Raw genomic sequence first — 16,161 nt, 5'->3', positions numbered from 1 at the left:
GGCCTGATCCTGCTGGCGATGCTGGTCATCCTGGGCGTGATCATTGGGCTCGGGATCTGGGCGTCGAAGGGATGACGTGCCGGGTGATGGCGTGTCGGGTGATGGCGTGTCGGGTGACGACATGCCGGGTGATGACGTGTCGAGGGGATGACGTGCCGAGGTGAAGACGTGATGCGGACCCTGATACTGCTCCGCCATGCCAAGGCCGCGCAGGTGCCCGGTCTGGCCGACCGCGAACGTCCGCTGACCGAGCGCGGCGAGCGGGACGCCGGCCGGGCCGGCGACGAGATCAGGGCGGCCGGGCTGACCCCCGACGCGGTGCTCTGCTCACCGGCGCTGCGGACCAGGCGCACCGCCGAGCTGGCCTTCCCGGGCATGGAGATCAGCTACGAACGCGACATCTACCAGGCCTATCCCGAAGAGCTGCTCGAACTGCTCCGCAGGACCGACCCGGAGCTGGGCACGGTCGTGTTGTGCGGGCACAATCCCGCGGTGCACGAGCTGGCCCTGCAACTGGGCGGCGGCGACTACGGCTTCCGGCCGGGGGCGTTCGCGGTGATCCGGGTGGAGGCGGCGTGGGTAGACCTGTGGCCGGGGGAGGGACGCCTGGTCACGCACTGGGATCCCAAGGAGCACTGACCGGGGACGACGCCTATGCGGGGGGCCGCCAGAGCGCTGCGTGACGGCTTCTCGCTGCCCGCGCCCGCCCTGGGGGTACGGGCTGCTGTGCGGGCTCGCGGTGGCCGGGCCGCTGCTGGCCGGGGTGCTGGCGGGCCGGCCGCAGTCGGGGGCGTTCCTGGCCCTCGGGGCCTACCTGACGGCGTTCGGGGACATGTACGGGCAGCCGTACGCGGCGCGGGCGCGGTCCATGGCCATCAAGATCGTGCTGATTGCCGGCGGGTGCTGGCTGGGCCTGTACCTGGCGGACCGGCCCTGGTGGGCGGTGCTGGCGCTCGGAGCGGTCGCCGCGGCGGGCGGCCGGTGGCGCACGGTCGGGACGCCGCCCGCGTTCGCCCTGGTCACCGGGTTCTACCTGGCGGTGCCCGCGGGATTCGGGCCGCCCGAGCTGATGGTGCTCGGCGGGCCTCCTGTACGCCGTGCTCGCCCTGGCCCTGTGGCCGTTGCGCCGGTTCGACCCGTTGGCGACGGTGCTGGGCGAGGCCGTCCGCGCCGTGGCCGGGCTGCTCGACGGGCTCGCCTGCGACGACTGGGACGACCGCAGGGAACGCGCGTCCAAGGCCCTGGAGACCGCGGCCACGGCGTCGGCGTCGTTCGAGAGCATGGACGCGGCCGGCCGGCCGGTCCGCCGCCGCGTACGTCGAGGCGCTGGTCCGGCTCTTCCACGAGACGGTGGCGCTGCGCGCTTTGCGCGCGGCGGCCCCGGACGAGCAGGACGGGATCGACGACGTGGCCACGACGCTGGCCGCGGACCTGCGGGAGGCCGCGGACGGGCGGCGGGCCGGGGTGGTGGAGGCGCTGGCCGTCACCGCCGACTACGCCGAGCGCCTGGGCGCGCGCGAGCCGGGCGCCGACCCGGCGGCGCTGCGCAGCGGCGCGGTGCTCGGGCAGGCCCGGCGCTGCCTGGACCGGATCGCGGTGGGAGTGCGCACGGTCGGCCTCCTGGCCGCCCGGCACGTGCCCCCAGCCGGCCGCGGGCTGCTGCCCGGGCTGCCTGGGAAGCCTGTGGCGGGGCGCCGGCTGTTCGCCCGGCTGCCGTGGAAGCCGCCGCCGGGCGGTTCGGGGCCTGAGCACGCCGGGCGGCTGGGGCTCACCGCCGCCGTGGCGATGGCGCTGATGCTGGGGGTGCACGAGCAGTACGGCAAATGGTTCGTGTTCACCGTGCTGCTGGCGGTGCGGCCGACCTACGGGGACACCGTCGAGCGGGTGGTGCTGCGGGTGGCCGGCACCGTGGCGGGGGCCGCGGGGGCGGCGCTGATCCTGGCGGCGGTGCCGGGGCCGTACACGATCGTGGGGACGGTGCTGGTGTTCGGCACGCTCGGGTTCGCCCTGCGCGAGGTCAGCTACGGCTACTGGTCGATCTTCGCGACGCCGCTGGCCATGATGCTCACCGACTTCTCGACCCGGCTCGACTGGGAGGCGGCGGGGATTAGGCTGGCGCTCACCGCGGGCGGCGGCGTGCTGGCGCTGGCGGCGGCCCGGCTGCTGTGGCCGCGCGGCCAGGCGGGACGGCTCCGCGGCCTGGCCGCCGAGCTGCTGCGCGAGCACGCCTGCCTCGTCCGCGCGCTGGCCGAAGGCGACCTGGACCGGCTGCCCGACCGTACGGAGTCGGCCGGGACGGCGGCCGACCGGCTGCGCGAGTCGCTGGACAAGCTGGACAAGGAGCCGGGCGGCAGGGCCCCGGCCGAGCTGCGGGCCGCGCTGACGCTGGCCCGGAAGCTCAGGGACGACGCGATCCTGCTCGGCGCCGTGCTGCGCGGGGCCGAACCCGGCTCGGACGCGACCGCCGGCGTGCTGGACGCGGTGACCGCCCACCCGGCGCTCAGGTCGCTCTGCAAGGACGCGCTCGACCTGGCCGCCGAGGTCACCGCCCGGTTCAGGACGTGAGCACGCCGTCCTCGGCGTCGGCGGCCTCGACCTCGTCCCTGGAGATGCCCAGGAGGTAGAGGATCGAGTCGAGGTAGGGCGTGTTGACCGCGGTGTCGGCCGCCTGCCGGACGACGGGCTTGGCGTTGAAGGCGATGCCCAGCCCGGCCGCGGCGATCATGTCGAGGTCGTTGGCGCCGTCGCCGATGGCCACCGTCTGGGAGATGGGCAGCCTGGCCTCCCTGGCGAACCGCTCGAGCGCGCGGGCCTTGCCCGGCCGGTCGACGATCTCGCCGACGACCCGCCCGGTGAGCTTGCCGTCGATGACCTCCAGGACGTTGGCCGCCGAGTAGTCGATGCCCAGCTCCTCGACCAGGGCGTCGGTGATCTGGGTGAAGCCGCCGCTGACGATGGCGAAGCGGTAGTCGAGGCGCTTGAGCGTGCGGACGAGGGTGCGGGCGCCCGGGGTGAGCACGACCTCCTGGCGCACCTGCTCGAACACCTCGGCCGGCAGCCCTTCGAGCAGCGCGACCCGGCGGCGCAGCGACTCGGCGAAGTCGAGCTCGCCGCGCATGGCCTGCTCGGTGACCCGGGCGACCTCGTCGAGGCAGCCGGCGTGCGCGGCCAGCAGTTCGATGACCTCGCCCTGGATGAGGGTGGAGTCGACGTCCATGACGATGAGCCGCTTGGCCCGGCGGGACAGGCCGGTGCGCTGGACGGCGACGTCGACCTCCTGGGCGGCGGCCTCGGCGGCCAGCTCGACGCGCAGGGCGGTCGGGTTGGCGCCGGAGACCGACAGCTCGATGCAGGTGACGGGCCACTGGGCGAGGCGTTCGATGCGGTCGATGTTGGCGCCGGCGGCGGCGATGCGGCCGGCGATGCCCGCGATGGCGGCGGGCTGGAGGGTGGCGCCCAGCACGCTGACCGACAGGCGGCCGCGGCGGCGCTGTTCCTTGGCCTGGGAGCCGGTGGAGAGCTCGACCTCCATCCCGAGGTCTTCGGCCACCCGTTCGACGGCGGTCCACATCGCGCCGAGGGTGGTGCCCGTGCCGGTGGACGGGCCGCCGGCGTACGCGACGAGCACGCCGAGCGTGAGTCTGCCGCGGATGACGACCTGTTCGATGTCCGCGACCGTCACCGGGAACCCGGACAGCACGGAGAAGAGCCTGGAGGTGACACCGGGCCGGTCGGGGCCGGTCAGGGTGATCAGGAGGGTGCGCTGGTCCACATCCAGCCACGGTACTGCGCCCGGTCCGGTGCCCGCGCAGCAGGCTCGCCATTCGGACACGGGCGCAGCGGCCGCGGGACTAGCGGACGATCTTCGTCGTGGCGGACTTGGCGTAGCCGTGCTCGGGGATGCCGAGGCGCTCGAGCTCTTCCTGGGCCAGTGACCACGTGCCCTTCTCCTGGTCCCACATGCCCTGCTGGACGTCGTAGGTGACCACGCCGAGGGTCGCCTTCTGCGTGCCCGTGGCGCTCTTCTTCAGCTGGGCGTAGAAGTCGAGGCGGACCCAGTCGTCCTTCTCCATGACGTAGGGGACGCTGCAGTACAGGGCGCGGCCGTCGAGGGCGCAGACGGTGCCCTTGGGGGCGCGGTAGCGGATCTTCCGGAGGTCCACGCCCTTCGGGAACTGGCCGCCGACGAACCAGGCGTCGGCCGAGTAGGGGCCGGTGTTGGTCGCCTGGAGGCTGTACTTGATCTGGCCGCCGGCCTTGGCCGTCTTGGACGCCTTCAACTTGATGTCGAAGACCGCGAAGGCGTCGTCGGCCTTGGCGGCCGTGGCGGTGTGGGCGGTGGTCGTCGTGGCGGACGCGGGCACCGCCGGAACAATCAGCGCACCGGCCAGCAAAGCCAGCGAGGCGACCTTAGTGAGGGAGTTGCGCATTAACGTCTCCGGAGAGGAAGTGGCACGGGGACGCGCTTGAACAAGCCCCCGTAAATGTCGGCTGTTCCTATCACGACGGCAAAATGTGTGTAAAGCTTATTTATCCAGAATCAGGTGCGTGTCGCCGAACTCGTGCCACAGATATCCCTTCCGCAGCGCCTCTTCGTACGCGCGGGCCAGCGCCTTCTCGCCGGCGATCGCCGTCAGCATGAGCAGGTGGCTGGAGCGAGGTTCGTGCAGGCCGGTGATGAGCCCGGTGACCGCCCGTACGCCGGCGGCCGGGGTGACGACGTGGCCGGTCCAGCCGGAGGCGGCGCCGACCTGGCCGTCCGGACCCACGGCGGTCTCCAGGGCGCGCACGACGGTCGTCCCCGCGGCGATCACCCGGCCGCCGTTCCGCCGGGTCAGGTTGACCAGCCGGGCGGTGGCGGCGGGCACCTCGTACCGCTCGGCGTAGGGCCGCTCGTCCTTCTCCGGCGAGGCCACGCCGGTGTGCAGCGTGACGGGCGCGATCGTCACGCCCCGCGAGACCAGCGCGGTGACCAGCTCGGAGGTGAACGGCCGGGCCGCGCTCGGCATCTCGGCGCTGCCCGGCACGGTGGCGAACACCGTCTGGTAGGCGTCGATGGGCCAGTCGGCCGGCACGTACGAGTAGCGGATCGGACGGCCGTGCTCGCGCAGGTACGGCAGCACGTCCCGGTCCAGCCGCGCCCGCCACAGCCGCGGCGTCTCCCGTTCGATCAGCCGCAGCGTGGCCCGGCCGGGCAGCGGCAGCCACTCGCCCGGCTCCCCGCCCCCGTACGGCTCGGACGCCTTGGCCGTCCTGCGGCGCAGCTCGACCAGCCAGGTGCCGTCCTCCCGGGCGGTGGAGAAGTGCACCGCGAGCCGGTCGAGCCGGACCGCCGCGGGCAGCGTCGCCGAGTTGTTGACCACGATGAGGTCGCCGGGGTCGAGCAGTCCGGGCAGGTCGCCGAACCGGTGGTGGGCGGGCTCGGCCTCGCCGCGCGAGACCATCAGGCGCACCGCGTCCCTGGTCAGCCCGCGCGCCTCGGGCGGCTCGTGGGCCGACAGGTCGTCGGGCAGCGCGAAGTCCAGCAGCGCCGTCATTGCAGGCTCACCTTCCCACCGGCCGGCCGGGACGTGACCAGGTCGCGCAGCGCAGCGGCCACCTTGGCGGGGTCGGTGGCCGACGACGCCTCCTCCGCCCCGACGGCGTCGGCGAGCATGCGGGTGTTCATCTCGCCGGGATCGGCCCACCAGACCCGCAGGCCGGGCTCCTCGGCGGCCAGCACGTTCGACAGCTGCTCCAGGGCGGCCTTGGTCGCGCCGTAGCCGCCCCAGCCCGCGTAGGCGCCGGTGGCGGCGTCGGAGGTGATGTTGACCACGGCCCCGCCGGCCGCGCGCAGGGCGGGCAGCGTGGCCTGGATGAGCGCGAGCGGCGCGGTCACGTTCGTCTCCAGCAGGACCCGGAACGCCTCCAGCGGGTAGCCCGCCAGCGGCGGCAGCGGGGTCACCCCGAGGTCGCTGGCGTTGTTGACCAGGAGGTCCAGCTCGGGCACGGCCCGTCCCAGCCGGGCGATGTGCTCGGGGTCGGTCACGTCGCCGGGGATCGCGGTGGCGCCCAGCTCGTCGGCGATCCGGCGCAGCTCGTCGGCGCCGCGGGCGGTGAGCACGAGGGTCCAGCCCGCCTCCGCCAGGGACCTCGCCAGGGCGAGGCCGAGGCCGCGGGAGGCGCCGGTGATGAGAGCGGTGTTCGTCATGACATCGACGCTAGGATCGGCGCGCCGCGCCGGCATCGGGCGCAGGGCCCGCTCCCCCCTGGGCACATCGTCCTAGGACTCCGCCCCTGGAGCGGGACCCTAGAGTGGGTCCGTGAGCTCACCGGACCGAGACGAGATCCTGCAGGCGGTGAGTTCCGCCGTGCTCGCGGTCACCCGCCATCTGTCGGTCCGCGAGGTGCTCCAGGTCATCGTACGGTCGGCTCAGCGTCTCCTCGACGCCCGCTACGCCGCGCTCGGCGTGCCCGACGACGACGGCTCGTTCGCCGAGTTCGTCGCAGAGGGCATCACCGACAAGCAGTGGGAGGCCATCGGCCCGATGCCCAGGCAGCACGGCATGCTAGGCGCGATGCTCCGCGAAGGCACCCCGGCCCGGCTGCCCGACCTGCGGGAGGACCCGCGGTTCGAGTGGTGGCCGAAGGCGCACCCGGTGATGAAGGACTTCCTCGGCGTCCCGATCCGCGACGCCGACCAGGTGATCGGCATCATCTTCCTGGCCAACAAGCGCACCCCCGGCGGGTTCACGCAGGAGGACCAGGAGCTGCTGACGCTGTTCGCCGCGCACGCCGCCATCGCGCTCACCAACGCCCGGCTCTACGAGCGCGGGCGCGAGCTGGCCATGCTGGAGGAGCGCAACCGGGTGGCCCGCGAGCTGCACGACGCGGTCACCCAGAAGCTGTTCTCGCTCCGGCTGACCGCCCAGGCCGCCGCCACCATGCTGGACAAGGCCCCCGACAAGGCGCACGCCGAGCTCGAACGCGTCCAGCGGCTGGCCGGGGAGGCGCTGTCGGAGCTGCGGGCGGTGATCGTCGAGCTGCGCCCGGCCGAGCTCGACCGCCACGGGCTCGCCGAGACGTTGCGCAAGCACGTGCGCATGCTCGACCGGCTCCACCCCTCGCTGGTCACCTTCGAGTGCGACGAGCTGCCGCCGCTCGACTCGGCGGTGGAGGTGGCCGTGCTGCGGGTGGCCCAGGAGGCGCTGCACAACGCGCTCAGGCACTCCGGGGCCTTGCGGGTGTCCGTCCGCCTGGTCCTCGACGGGGGGACGCTGGCGCTGACTGTCCACGACGACGGCGACGGCTTCGAGCAGGGCGAGTCGCGCGGCCTCGGCCTGGTGTCGATGCGCGACCGGGCGGAGTCGGTCGGCGGGGCGATGACGGTCTCCTCGGCCCCCGGCCAGGGGACCACCGTACGCGTGGAGGTGGGCGTGTGATCCGGGTGCTGATCGCCGACGATCATCCGGTGGTCCGGCAGGGGCTGCGGACGTTCCTCGACCTCCAGGACGACATCACCGTCGTCGGCGAGGCGGCCGACGGCGCGCAGGCCGTCGAGCTGGTCGGCGAGCTGACGCCCGACGTGCTGCTGCTCGACCTGAAGATGCCGGTGCTCGACGGGCTCGGCGCGCTGGAGCGGCTGGCCGGCTCGGCCACGCGGGTGGTGGTGCTGACGTCCGTGAGCGACCGGTCCGACGTGGGCCCGGCGATGCGGGCGGGGGCCGCGGGCTTCCTCTACAAGGACGTCGATCCGTCCGCGCTGGTCCAGGCCGTGCGGGCGGTGCACAACGGTCAGGTGCTGCTCGCGCCGGAGGCGGCCGAGGCGATGTTGTCCGCCCCGGCGCCCGTGGCCGCCGTGCCGGGGCCGGCGCCGCTGACCGAGCGCGAGCGCGAGGTGCTCGCCCTGATCGCGGCCGGGCGGTCCAACAGGGAGATCGCGCGCAGCCTCGCCGTCGCGGAGAAGACGGTCAAGACCCACGTGTCGAACGTGCTGATGAAGCTGGGCGTCCAGGACCGGACCCAGGCCGCGCTGTACGCCGTGCGGCACGGCCTGGCCTGATCAGCCGGTCAGGTGTCCTTCTTCTGGTTGGACTCCTCGTGGCTGGCCGGCGGGTTGTACTCCTTGACGGGCGGCGGCGGCGTCCAGCGCTTGGTGGGCTTGCGCGGCGGGACCACGATCCTGGTCTTGGCCGTCTTGAGCCAGGAGTAGCCCTTGATGCCGAGGCGCTTGAGCTCTTCCTTGTCGATGTTCTCCATGCCCTGGTCGACGTCGTACGCGATGACGCCGAGCTTGGCGACGGCCACGCCCCTGGTGCCCTTCTTCATGGTGACCTGGAAGTTCAGCCAGTCCGTCTTGCCCTTCGGCAGGACGAATTTGCCCCAGCACCAGAACCAGCGGCCCTCCCAGGTGCACTTCGTGCCCTTCGACGCCCCCCAGCGCAGCGTGGGCACCACGCCCTTGGGCACCTGTCCGCCGATCCAGTAATAGTCGGCGTAGTACGGCCCCAGATTCTTCGCTTTGAGGTAGTAAGTGATCTTTCCGCCGCTTCTGGTGCGGTTGTTGTACTTAACGGAGATCTGGAAGCTCGAGAACGGCTTGGCCGTGGCGGCGACGGCCCGCGTCGTCGCGGTTGTCGCGGTCGTCATGGCCTCCGCCTGGGCCGGGGCCACCAACGGCACGGCGGCCAGGCCGCTGACTAAGAACAGGCTGAAGCTCTTGCGCATGTGACGGCTCCCCGTACGGTGCTGGAAATCCCCGATCTTCTCCGTGATTATTGCGTAGGGCAAATTTTTCGCAAAGAGCGATGATCTTTCGTGACTTGGGATGGCTTGCGGGCTTTTCGCATGGTTCATCACGCTTCGATCGGGGGTCTCAGCGCAAGGGGGAGGACCAGGTGCCGGAGACGCACCCATTACAGCCCGGCGATCCGCGATCTCTGGGCGCCTACCGGCTGCTGGAGCGCCTCGGCAAGGGGGCCCAGGGGGTCGTCTTCAAGGCGGCGGGGCCCGACGGGCGGCTCGTCGCTATCAAGCTGCTGAACACGCTGCTCGACCGGCCCGGACTCGATGGGGAGCGGTTCCTGCGCGAGGTCGCCGCCGCGCGCCGGGTCGCCCAGTTCTGCACCGCGCAGGTGCTGGGGGCCAACCTGGACGGCGAGCAGCCGTACATCGTGAGCGAGCTGGTCGACGGGGTGTCCCTCCAGGTCGTGGTGCAGCGGGAGGGGCCGCGCCAGGGCGGGGCGCTGTACCGGCTGGCCGTCGGCACCGTCACCGCGCTGGCCGCCATCCACCGGGCCGGGATCGTCCACAGGGACTTCAAGCCGAGCAACGTGCTGCTGGGGCCGGACGGGCCGCGCGTGATCGACTTCGGCATCGCCAGGGCGCTGGACTCGGCGATGACGATCAGCAGCGGGGTGGTCGGGACGCCGGCGTACATGTCGCCCGAGCAGATCTCGGGCGAGCGTGTGGGGCCCGCCGGCGACATGTTCAGCTGGGCGCTCACCATGCTGTACGCCGCCACCGGGCGGCCCGCGTTCGGCCAGGACAGCCTGCCCGCGGTCATCTACCGGGTGATGAACGAGGAGCCCGACCTGTCGGCGCTGCCCGGCGAGCTGCGGCCGTTGGTGCAGGCGTGCCTGAGCAAGCGCGCCGAGGAGCGGCCCACGGCGGCGGACGCGCTGTTCGCCCTGCTGGAGAACCAGGGGGCGGCGGCCCAGCGGGACGCCGAGGTCGCCCTCAACACCGGCTCCCAGCTCGCCGCCGACCACCCCCACCCTCACCCCGCCGCCGACGGCCCCGGCCTTTCGGGCCCGCCGCCTTCGGGTCCGCCGCCTTCGGGTTCCCGGCCCTCGGGCGCCGGGCCGTCCGGGCCCGCGCCCGCCGGCGGGGTGAGGGATCCGGGGCCGGTAGGGGCTCGGGGGCCGCAGGGGGCGCCCGCGCCGACCGGCTGGGCCAATCCGTCCGGTGCGTCCTACGCCCCGCCGCCGCCCGCCGCCCGCCCGGCGCTCCAGGGCCCGCCTGGGGCGGGTGGGGCCGGGGGAGCGCCGCCGGGTCAGCAGGCGCCGTTCGGAGGGCCGGGGGCGGGTGGGGCCGAGGGAGGGCCGGCCGGTCCCGGGGTGCCGTTCGGAGGGCCTGGGGCGGGTGGCGGGCAGGAGGGGGTCACGCGAAACGTCCGGCAGGCGCCTGCCGGACCCTACGGGCAGCCGCCGCGGCTTCCGCCGCCGTACCCCATGGGGCCGCGGCAGGCGCCGGCCGGGAGCGGCAACGACGCGTTCTTCAGGCACGCCCCCGCCGTCGAGCCGCCCGGTGAGGTCAAGGCCAGGCGCAGGCGCGCGATCATGGTGTCCAGTGCTCTCGCCGTGGCCCTCGCGCTGGCCGGCGGCGTGCTGTTCCTGGGGCCGAGGATGTTCGGCCAGGAAACCCCGCCGAGCCCGGGCGCGGCGGCCGAGGCCACCACGTCTCTGGCCCCGAGCCCCGGTCTGCCCACCGTCCGGCCCACGGCGACGCTGCCCGCCACCGCCACCCCGCCGTCCACGCCGGTCCCGAGCCCCACCGTCACCCCCGTGCCCACACAGACGGTCCCGCCGCCGCAGACCGTCGCCGCCCTCGGCAAGCAGGACGGCAAGTCGCTCAAGGGCCACACCAAGGGCGTCCAGACGATCTCCGCCCTGTCCCTGGGCGACGGCAGGACCTGGCTGGTGTCCGGTGGCCAGGACGGCCGCGTCCGCCTGTGGGACCTGGGCAGGCACAAGCCGCTGGCCACCATGAGGGGCCACAGCGAGGAGGTGTACGCCGTGGCCGCCGTCATGATGGGCAAGACCCCCATGGCGGTGTCCGGCGGCTACGACGGCAGCGTCCGCCTGTGGAACCTCAAGACGCACAAGGGCAAGGTCCTCGGCTGGCACGGTGACGCCGTCTACTCGGTCGCGCTGACCAAGGCGCGCGGCAAGTGGATCGCCGTGACCGGGGACGCCAACGGCTGGCTGCGTTTCTGGGACCTGAAGAAGCGCAAGGCCACCGGCAGGGCCGTCAAGGCCCATCGCACGTCCGTGAACTGGCTCAACGCCACCCATCTCGGCGACCGCGCGATCGTCGTCTCGGCCGGCGAGGACGCGACCCTGCGCCTGTGGGACGTGGCCCGCCACAAGCCGTACGGAAAGACGTACAAGGGGCATGCGAAGGGCGTGTACGCGGTGACCACCGGCAGGCTCGGAGACCGGACGGTGGTCGCGTCCGGCGGCAAGGACCGGAAGATCCGGATCTGGGACCCGAAGACCGGCAAGACCATCGGCTCGCCCCTGTCGGGTCACAAGAAGATCATCTACTCCTTGTCCTTCGGCACGCTGGGCGGCCGCACGGTCCTGCTGTCCGGCTCGACCGACGGGACCATCCGCCTCTGGGACCCCGACACACACAAGCCTCTGGGCAAACCGGTCAAGGCCCACAAGCGCGGCGTGTACGCGGTCGGGATCGTCCCCTCGGACGGCGGGCCGGTCGTCGTGTCGGCCGGCAAGGACAAGGTCATCCGCGTCTGGAAGCCGAAGGAGGAGGCCGGGTCCTGAGCCGCCTACGAGTGGCGTACCGGCTCGAAGATGGCGTGATGGGCGGCCACCAGGGCGCGGCGGACGGCCCGGTCGAGCTCCCGCAGGGCCGTGGCCCTGGCCGCGACCTGCGTCGAGGTGAGCCCGCGGTCGTCGGCCAGGACGAGGACGGCGGCCAGCCGGGTGGCCAGCGTGGAGACGCGGTGGGCGCGGGCCGGGTAGCCGGGGGCCAGCTCGCCGCCGCGCTGGGGCCGGTCGGGCCGGGCCTGGGCCGGCCCTTCGACGCCGGTCAGCGCCTCGGTGGCGGCGCGCATGGCCGACGACAGCTCGTGCTCGGCCTCGGCCAGCGAGGGCAGGTCCTGGCGTACGGGCCCGGCGTCGTGCACCTCCAGGCGGGTCCCCACGTACGAGGAGCCGCGCCGGTCGGGGACGGGCACCAGTCCGAGCCGCCGGTCGCGCAGCACGGCGACCGCGGCCTGCCCGGCGTCGACGGCGGAGGAGTTGAACGTCGCCGGCCCGGACAGCCCCAGCGGGTCGCCGGGCGCGGGAAGGGCGAGCCGGAACTCGTGCAGGCCGTCGGATCGCAGGTTTGCGAGGTATTTACGCAGCGGCACGTCACCGGCGACGACGGGCCCCGCGACGGCTTCCACGTGGTCAGCCGCCTCGTCGAGGCCGACGTGACCGGAGAGCCACGCGTTGCCCCAGGCGACGAGCGAGGGACAGACAGGTGATTCAGGGTGCACCGATCCACGATAAGCGCTCGCCCTGCAATAGGTTTGTCCCCAGGGTGACTCCAAAGGTCTCCAGGGTGACTCCAAAGGAGGGAACGGGGATGGGTGGTCAGGTGCTGCGGCTCCAGGACGTCGCCGTCAGGCGCGACGGAGCGGCCCTGCTGCGCGGCATCGACTGGACGGTCAACGAGGACGAGCGCTGGGTCGTCATCGGTCCCAACGGCGCGGGCAAGACCACGTTGTTGCAGGTCGCCGCGACGCTGCTCTATCCGACCGAGGGCGTGGTCGAGGTGCTGGGGGAGCGGCTGGGGCAGACCGACGTGTTCGACCTGCGGCCGCGCATCGGGCTGGCGAGCGCCGCGCTGGCCGAGCGCATCCCGCCGGAGGAGAAGGTCATCGACCTCGTCCTGACCGCCTCGTACGCCATCATGGGCCGCTGGACGGAGGAGTACGACTCCAACGACGTGACCAGGGCCGTCGAGCTGATCGACATGATGGGCGCGGCCCACCTGATCAGGCGGCGCTTCGGCACCCTGTCGGAGGGCGAGCGCAAGCGGGTGCAGATCGCCCGCGCGCTCATGCCCGACCCCGAGATGCTGCTGCTCGACGAGCCGGCCGCCGGCCTCGACCTGGGCGGCCGGGAAGACCTGGTGCGCCGGCTGTCGGCGCTGGCCGGCGACTACCGCTCGCCGACGCTGGTGCTGGTGACGCATCACGTCGAGGAGGTGCCGAGCGGGTTCACGCACGGCCTGCTGCTGCGGCACGGGTCCGTGGTGGCGCAGGGGCCGCTCGACCACGTGATGACGGCCGACAACCTGTCCCGTACGTTCGGGGTGCCGCTGACGCTCGACCGGAGTGCCGAGGGCCGCTGGTACGCCAGGGCACACTGACCTCACTGGATCACCATTTATGCGGATATCGGTCGCCTAAAGGTGAAACGAAATATCATGCACCGAGTCGGTCCCCTCGACTCCGGAGCTTCGCCATGTCGACCGAGCAGCTCATCGTCGCCCTCGTCGTGGTCGCGGCGATGGGTTTCGTGGTGGCCCGCAGCATCCGCATCATCCCGCAGGCCACGGCCGCCATCATCGAACGGCTGGGCCGCTACCACCGCACGCTGACGCCCGGGCTCAACATGGTGGTCCCGTTCGTCGACCGCATCAAGGACCTGATCGACCTGCGGGAACAGGTGGTCTCGTTCCCGCCGCAGCCGGTGATCACGTCCGACAACCTGGTGGTGTCGATCGACACGGTGATCTACTTCCAGGTCACCAACCCCAAGGCGGCCACGTACGAGATCGCGAACTTCCTGATCGGCGTCGAGCAGCTCACCGTCACCACGCTGCGCAACGTGGTCGGCGGCATGGACCTGGAACGCACGCTGACCTCGCGCGAGGAGATCAACACCGAGCTGCGCGGCAGCCTCGACGAGGCCACCGGCAAGTGGGGCATCCGGGTCAACAGGGTCGAGCTGAAGGCCATCGACCCGCCCGTCTCCATCCAGGACTCGATGGAGAAGCAGATGCGCGCCGACCGGGACAAGCGCGCCGCCGTGCTGGCCGCCGAGGGCCAGCGTCAGGCGGCGATCCTGGCCGCCGAGGGCGACAAGCAGGCCGCCGTGCTGCGCGCCAGGGGCGAGGCGGAGGCGGCCGTGCTGCGGGCGCAGGCGGACGCCGAGGCGCAGGCCATGCGCGCCAAGGGCCAGGCGGACGCGATCGGCATGGTCTTCAAGGCCATCCACGACGGGAAGCCCGACCAGCGACTTCTGGCCTACCAGTACCTCCAGACCCTGCCTGAGATCGCCAAGGGCGACGCCAACAAGGTCTGGATCGTGCCCTCGGAGATGGGCAAGGTGCTGGAAGGGCTGGGCGGGCTGTTCGCCCCGCCCGCGCCGAAGAACCCCGAGGGATAACTCAAACACATGTGCGGATAAATACCGGCCTAAGTGGGTATAAATCAGTACATGAAGGGTGATCGGGTGGAGATCGTCATCGACGCGGGCGGCTCCCCGCGAACCTACGAGGTCACGGCCACCCGCGCGGGCCGGCGCGTCGAGGTGGCCAACCGGCGCGGGCTGGTGGAGGTGAGCGAGGTCACCCGGAGCGGCACGCCGGTGCGCACGGCCCGCTTCATGTCCAGCCGGATCCTCGCCCTCGTGGAGCATCCGGCCGACGAGGCCGCGGGGGACGACTAGCGGAAGTCCGCCACGTGGTCCTCGGCCCACTGGCGGAAGGTCAGCGCGGGCCGGCCGAGCAGCCGCTCCACCGTGCCGGTCACCCGCTCGGGGTTGTGCACCGCCGCCCCCCAGCCCTTCAGCGCGGCCTCCACGAAGCCGGGATCGCCCCAGGCGGCCGTCAGGTGCTCGCGGGCCTCGTCCAGCGGCTGCTCCTCCCAGCGCACCTCGTGCCCGGCCACCTCGCCGATGATCCGCACCTGCTCGGCCTGGGTGAGCTGCTCGGGGCCGGAGAGCACGTACTTGCCGCCCGCGTGGCCGGCCGAGGTGAGCACGTGCGTGGCCACCGCGGCGATGTCCTTCTCGTGGATCAGCGCCCTGACCGCCTGCCCGAACGGCCAGCGCACGACCCCCTGCCGGATCTGGGCGGCCCAGCCCAGCGTGTTGGCGGCGAAGCCGCCGGGCCGCAGGAACGTCCAGGCCAGGCCGGAATGCCGGATCAGCCGCTCGACACTCTGGTGGAACAGCGTCGGCTCCTCGCCGTCGGCCAGGTCCTCGACGTCGGCGGACAGGTAGACCACGCGGCGGGCGTGCCTGGCGATGGCCGTCACCGCGCCCGCGGTCGCCGCCTCGGAGTAGCCGGGCCACAGCAGGAAGACGCTCTCGACGTCCCGCAGCGCCGGTTCAAGGGTCTCGGGCACGGTCAGGTCGCCGCGCACGGCCTCCACGCCCTCGGGGAGCCGGGCCTTGTCGGGGTTCCTGACCAGGGCCCGCACGTCCAGGCCCGCCTCCGCGAGCTGGGAGACCACATGTTTGCCCACATTGCCGGTCGCGCCGGTCACCAGAATTTTGCTCATGGCCCCGACGGTAGGACCTCAAGTTAAGTTCAGGTCAATCCCGGCCGTACCTGGATCGTGCCGTCGCGGCGGATGCGGGTCTCGAACATGGGCGCGGGCGCGGTCGCGGGACCGTGCTTGACCGAGCCGTCGGCCAGCCGGAACGTGCTGCTGTGCCACGGGCAGACCACGCACGCCTCGCCGTCCTCCATGACCAGGCGGCCCTGGTGCAGCGGGCCGGCCAGGTGCGGGCAGCGGTCGGCCAGCACGGTCACCCCGTCGCCCTGGCGCAGCACGAAGAGCTGGATGTAGCCGAGCCGGCGCGCGACCGGCCTGCCGTCGGGCAGGTCCTTGAGCGGGCACAGGTCGTGCCAGCCCAGCGGTACGAGATGGGCGACCTGCGGCGCGTGGTTGGCCCCCGCGGCCTGGCGGTAGGCCATGTGGCCGCCGAGGTAGCCGCCCAGCCCGCCCAGCCCGAGCCCGACGTAGGACAACACGCGCCCGGCCCGCTCGGCGCCGCGCAGCCGGGCCGCCAGCGAGGCCGACATCAGGCCCAGGGCGGTCATGTTGGCGGCCATGTGCACGAAGCCCACGCGCTGCTGCTCGCGGTGGAGCGAGGACCAGTCGGTCAGCCCGGCCGCCGCCGTGGGCAGCGCGTTGGCGATGCCCGTGGCGAGGAGCAACCTGCTCGCCCTGGGGTCGGCGTGGGCCAGGTCGAGCACGGCGGCCGACAGCCAGCAGCCGAGGGTGACCGTGGCCAGCGGCGGGTGCAGCGGTTTCCCCGTGGGCACGCCGTGCAGCAGGTCGCGCAGAGTGCCCTGACGCAGGCGCTCGCGGACGACCTTGGCCAGCCCCCGGATCGGTTTGTCCATCGCCTTCGACTTCTCAAGTCGATCGGC

General features: G+C 72.8%; 17 protein-coding genes. 8 read left to right on the top strand and 9 right to left on the bottom strand.

Annotated elements, in window-relative coordinates; all coding sequences use genetic code 11:
* Window positions 1–171 precede the first annotated feature (171 nt).
* Entirely contained in the window at window positions 172–639 is a 468-nt protein-coding gene (locus AB0J46_RS06910; RefSeq protein ID WP_364327456.1) for a histidine phosphatase family protein, read from the top strand.
* A gap of 171 nt (window positions 640–810) precedes the next feature.
* On the opposite strand, the gene AB0J46_RS06905 is transcribed toward AB0J46_RS06910, so the two are convergent.
* Entirely contained in the window at window positions 811–1,023 is a 213-nt protein-coding gene (locus AB0J46_RS06905; protein ID WP_364327453.1) for a hypothetical protein, read from the bottom strand.
* 327 nt (window positions 1,024–1,350) lie between these two features.
* Between AB0J46_RS06905 and AB0J46_RS06900 the strand changes: the two genes are divergently transcribed.
* The gene (locus AB0J46_RS06900; RefSeq protein WP_364327450.1) at window positions 1,351–2,565 is read left to right on the top strand and encodes an FUSC family protein; all 1,215 of its coding nucleotides are present in this window, start codon (window positions 1,351–1,353) and stop codon (window positions 2,563–2,565) included.
* Here the strand turns inward: AB0J46_RS06900 and serB are convergent.
* From serB to AB0J46_RS06880, 4 genes are all read right to left on the bottom strand, one after another.
* A complete protein-coding gene (gene serB, locus AB0J46_RS06895) occupies window positions 2,555–3,772 on the bottom strand; it encodes a phosphoserine phosphatase SerB (RefSeq protein WP_352357394.1) in 1,218 nt (405 codons plus the stop codon). The two genes, AB0J46_RS06900 and serB, sit on opposite strands and share 11 nt — an antisense overlap.
* Before the next feature lie 79 nt (window positions 3,773–3,851).
* The gene (locus AB0J46_RS06890) at window positions 3,852–4,430 is read right to left on the bottom strand and encodes a hypothetical protein (RefSeq protein WP_364327447.1); all 579 of its coding nucleotides are present in this window, start codon (window positions 4,428–4,430) and stop codon (window positions 3,852–3,854) included.
* 96 nt (window positions 4,431–4,526) lie between these two features.
* A complete protein-coding gene (locus AB0J46_RS06885) occupies window positions 4,527–5,537 on the bottom strand; it encodes an S-adenosylmethionine:tRNA ribosyltransferase-isomerase (protein ID WP_364327444.1) in 1,011 nt (336 codons plus the stop codon).
* The gene (locus AB0J46_RS06880; RefSeq protein ID WP_364327441.1) at window positions 5,534–6,190 is read right to left on the bottom strand and encodes an SDR family oxidoreductase; all 657 of its coding nucleotides are present in this window, start codon (window positions 6,188–6,190) and stop codon (window positions 5,534–5,536) included. Before AB0J46_RS06880 ends, AB0J46_RS06885 begins: the two co-directional genes overlap by 4 nt.
* Before the next feature lie 112 nt (window positions 6,191–6,302).
* Between AB0J46_RS06880 and AB0J46_RS06875 the strand changes: the two genes are divergently transcribed.
* Both AB0J46_RS06875 and AB0J46_RS06870 read left to right on the top strand, forming a co-directional pair.
* Window positions 6,303–7,421: a GAF domain-containing sensor histidine kinase gene (locus AB0J46_RS06875; RefSeq protein ID WP_364327438.1), complete on the top strand. Its 1,119-nt coding sequence runs from the start codon at window positions 6,303–6,305 to the stop codon at window positions 7,419–7,421.
* On the top strand, window positions 7,418–8,041 hold the full coding sequence (locus AB0J46_RS06870; RefSeq protein WP_352357384.1) for a response regulator transcription factor: 624 nt from the start codon (window positions 7,418–7,420) through the stop codon (window positions 8,039–8,041). Before AB0J46_RS06875 ends, AB0J46_RS06870 begins: the two co-directional genes overlap by 4 nt.
* Before the next feature lie 8 nt (window positions 8,042–8,049).
* On the opposite strand, the gene AB0J46_RS06865 is transcribed toward AB0J46_RS06870, so the two are convergent.
* Window positions 8,050–8,706, bottom strand: coding sequence for a hypothetical protein (locus AB0J46_RS06865; protein WP_364327435.1), 657 nt, complete (start codon window positions 8,704–8,706; stop codon window positions 8,050–8,052).
* Between the two features lie 170 nt (window positions 8,707–8,876).
* Between AB0J46_RS06865 and AB0J46_RS06860 the strand changes: the two genes are divergently transcribed.
* Window positions 8,877–11,543: a serine/threonine-protein kinase gene (locus AB0J46_RS06860; protein ID WP_364327432.1), complete on the top strand. Its 2,667-nt coding sequence runs from the start codon at window positions 8,877–8,879 to the stop codon at window positions 11,541–11,543.
* A gap of 5 nt (window positions 11,544–11,548) precedes the next feature.
* Here the strand turns inward: AB0J46_RS06860 and AB0J46_RS06855 are convergent, their stop codons facing one another.
* Window positions 11,549–12,265, bottom strand: a complete 717-nt coding sequence (locus AB0J46_RS06855) for a hypothetical protein (RefSeq protein WP_364327429.1) — start codon at window positions 12,263–12,265, stop codon at window positions 11,549–11,551.
* An 89-nt stretch (window positions 12,266–12,354) separates the two neighbouring features.
* On the opposite strand from AB0J46_RS06855, the gene AB0J46_RS06850 reads away from it, so the two are divergent.
* The 3 genes from AB0J46_RS06850 (at window position 12,355) to AB0J46_RS06840 (ending at window position 14,447) form a co-directional block, all read left to right on the top strand.
* Complete coding sequence (locus tag AB0J46_RS06850; protein WP_352319106.1) at window positions 12,355–13,143, top strand: ABC transporter ATP-binding protein; 789 nt, start codon at window positions 12,355–12,357, stop codon at window positions 13,141–13,143.
* A 95-nt stretch (window positions 13,144–13,238) separates the two neighbouring features.
* On the top strand, window positions 13,239–14,165 hold the full coding sequence (locus tag AB0J46_RS06845; protein WP_358009675.1) for an SPFH domain-containing protein: 927 nt from the start codon (window positions 13,239–13,241) through the stop codon (window positions 14,163–14,165).
* Window positions 14,166–14,216: 51 nt separating this feature from the next.
* Window positions 14,217–14,447: a hypothetical protein gene (locus tag AB0J46_RS06840; RefSeq protein WP_352319104.1), complete on the top strand. Its 231-nt coding sequence runs from the start codon at window positions 14,217–14,219 to the stop codon at window positions 14,445–14,447.
* Here AB0J46_RS06840 and AB0J46_RS06835 read toward each other — a convergent pair.
* Both AB0J46_RS06835 and AB0J46_RS06830 read right to left on the bottom strand, forming a co-directional pair.
* The gene (locus AB0J46_RS06835) at window positions 14,444–15,283 is read right to left on the bottom strand and encodes an NmrA family NAD(P)-binding protein (protein ID WP_364327424.1); all 840 of its coding nucleotides are present in this window, start codon (window positions 15,281–15,283) and stop codon (window positions 14,444–14,446) included. The genes AB0J46_RS06840 and AB0J46_RS06835 overlap by 4 nt on opposite strands.
* Window positions 15,284–15,312: 29 nt before the next feature.
* On the bottom strand, window positions 15,313–16,134 hold the full coding sequence (locus tag AB0J46_RS06830) for a Rieske (2Fe-2S) protein (protein ID WP_364327421.1): 822 nt from the start codon (window positions 16,132–16,134) through the stop codon (window positions 15,313–15,315).
* Between the last annotated feature and the right edge of the window lie 27 nt (window positions 16,135–16,161).

The organism is Nonomuraea sp. NPDC049758, assembly GCF_040674635.1.
Classification (GTDB): Bacteria; Actinomycetota; Actinomycetes; order Streptosporangiales; family Streptosporangiaceae; genus Nonomuraea.
Note: the sequence above shows the minus strand (reverse complement) of the source record. Positions and strands in the feature narration are given on the sequence as shown.

What these genes read in the sequence shown, in the direction of transcription:
- AB0J46_RS06830 (WP_364327421.1), bottom strand. Translation starts at nt 16,134, where the DNA reads ATGGACAAACCGATCCGGGGGCTGGCCAAGGTCGTCCGCGAGCGCCTG.
- AB0J46_RS06850 (WP_352319106.1), top strand. Translation starts at nt 12,355, where the DNA reads ATGGGTGGTCAGGTGCTGCGGCTCCAGGACGTCGCCGTCAGGCGCGAC.
- AB0J46_RS06865 (WP_364327435.1), bottom strand. Translation starts at nt 8,706, where the DNA reads ATGCGCAAGAGCTTCAGCCTGTTCTTAGTCAGCGGCCTGGCCGCCGTG.
- AB0J46_RS06840 (WP_352319104.1), top strand. Translation starts at nt 14,217, where the DNA reads ATGAAGGGTGATCGGGTGGAGATCGTCATCGACGCGGGCGGCTCCCCG.
- AB0J46_RS06910 (WP_364327456.1), top strand. Translation starts at nt 172, where the DNA reads ATGCGGACCCTGATACTGCTCCGCCATGCCAAGGCCGCGCAGGTGCCC.
- AB0J46_RS06890 (WP_364327447.1), bottom strand. Translation starts at nt 4,430, where the DNA reads ATGCGCAACTCCCTCACTAAGGTCGCCTCGCTGGCTTTGCTGGCCGGT.
- AB0J46_RS06880 (WP_364327441.1), bottom strand. Translation starts at nt 6,190, where the DNA reads ATGACGAACACCGCTCTCATCACCGGCGCCTCCCGCGGCCTCGGCCTC.
- AB0J46_RS06835 (WP_364327424.1), bottom strand. Translation starts at nt 15,283, where the DNA reads ATGAGCAAAATTCTGGTGACCGGCGCGACCGGCAATGTGGGCAAACAT.
- AB0J46_RS06845 (WP_358009675.1), top strand. Translation starts at nt 13,239, where the DNA reads ATGTCGACCGAGCAGCTCATCGTCGCCCTCGTCGTGGTCGCGGCGATG.
- AB0J46_RS06885 (WP_364327444.1), bottom strand. Translation starts at nt 5,537, where the DNA reads ATGACGGCGCTGCTGGACTTCGCGCTGCCCGACGACCTGTCGGCCCAC.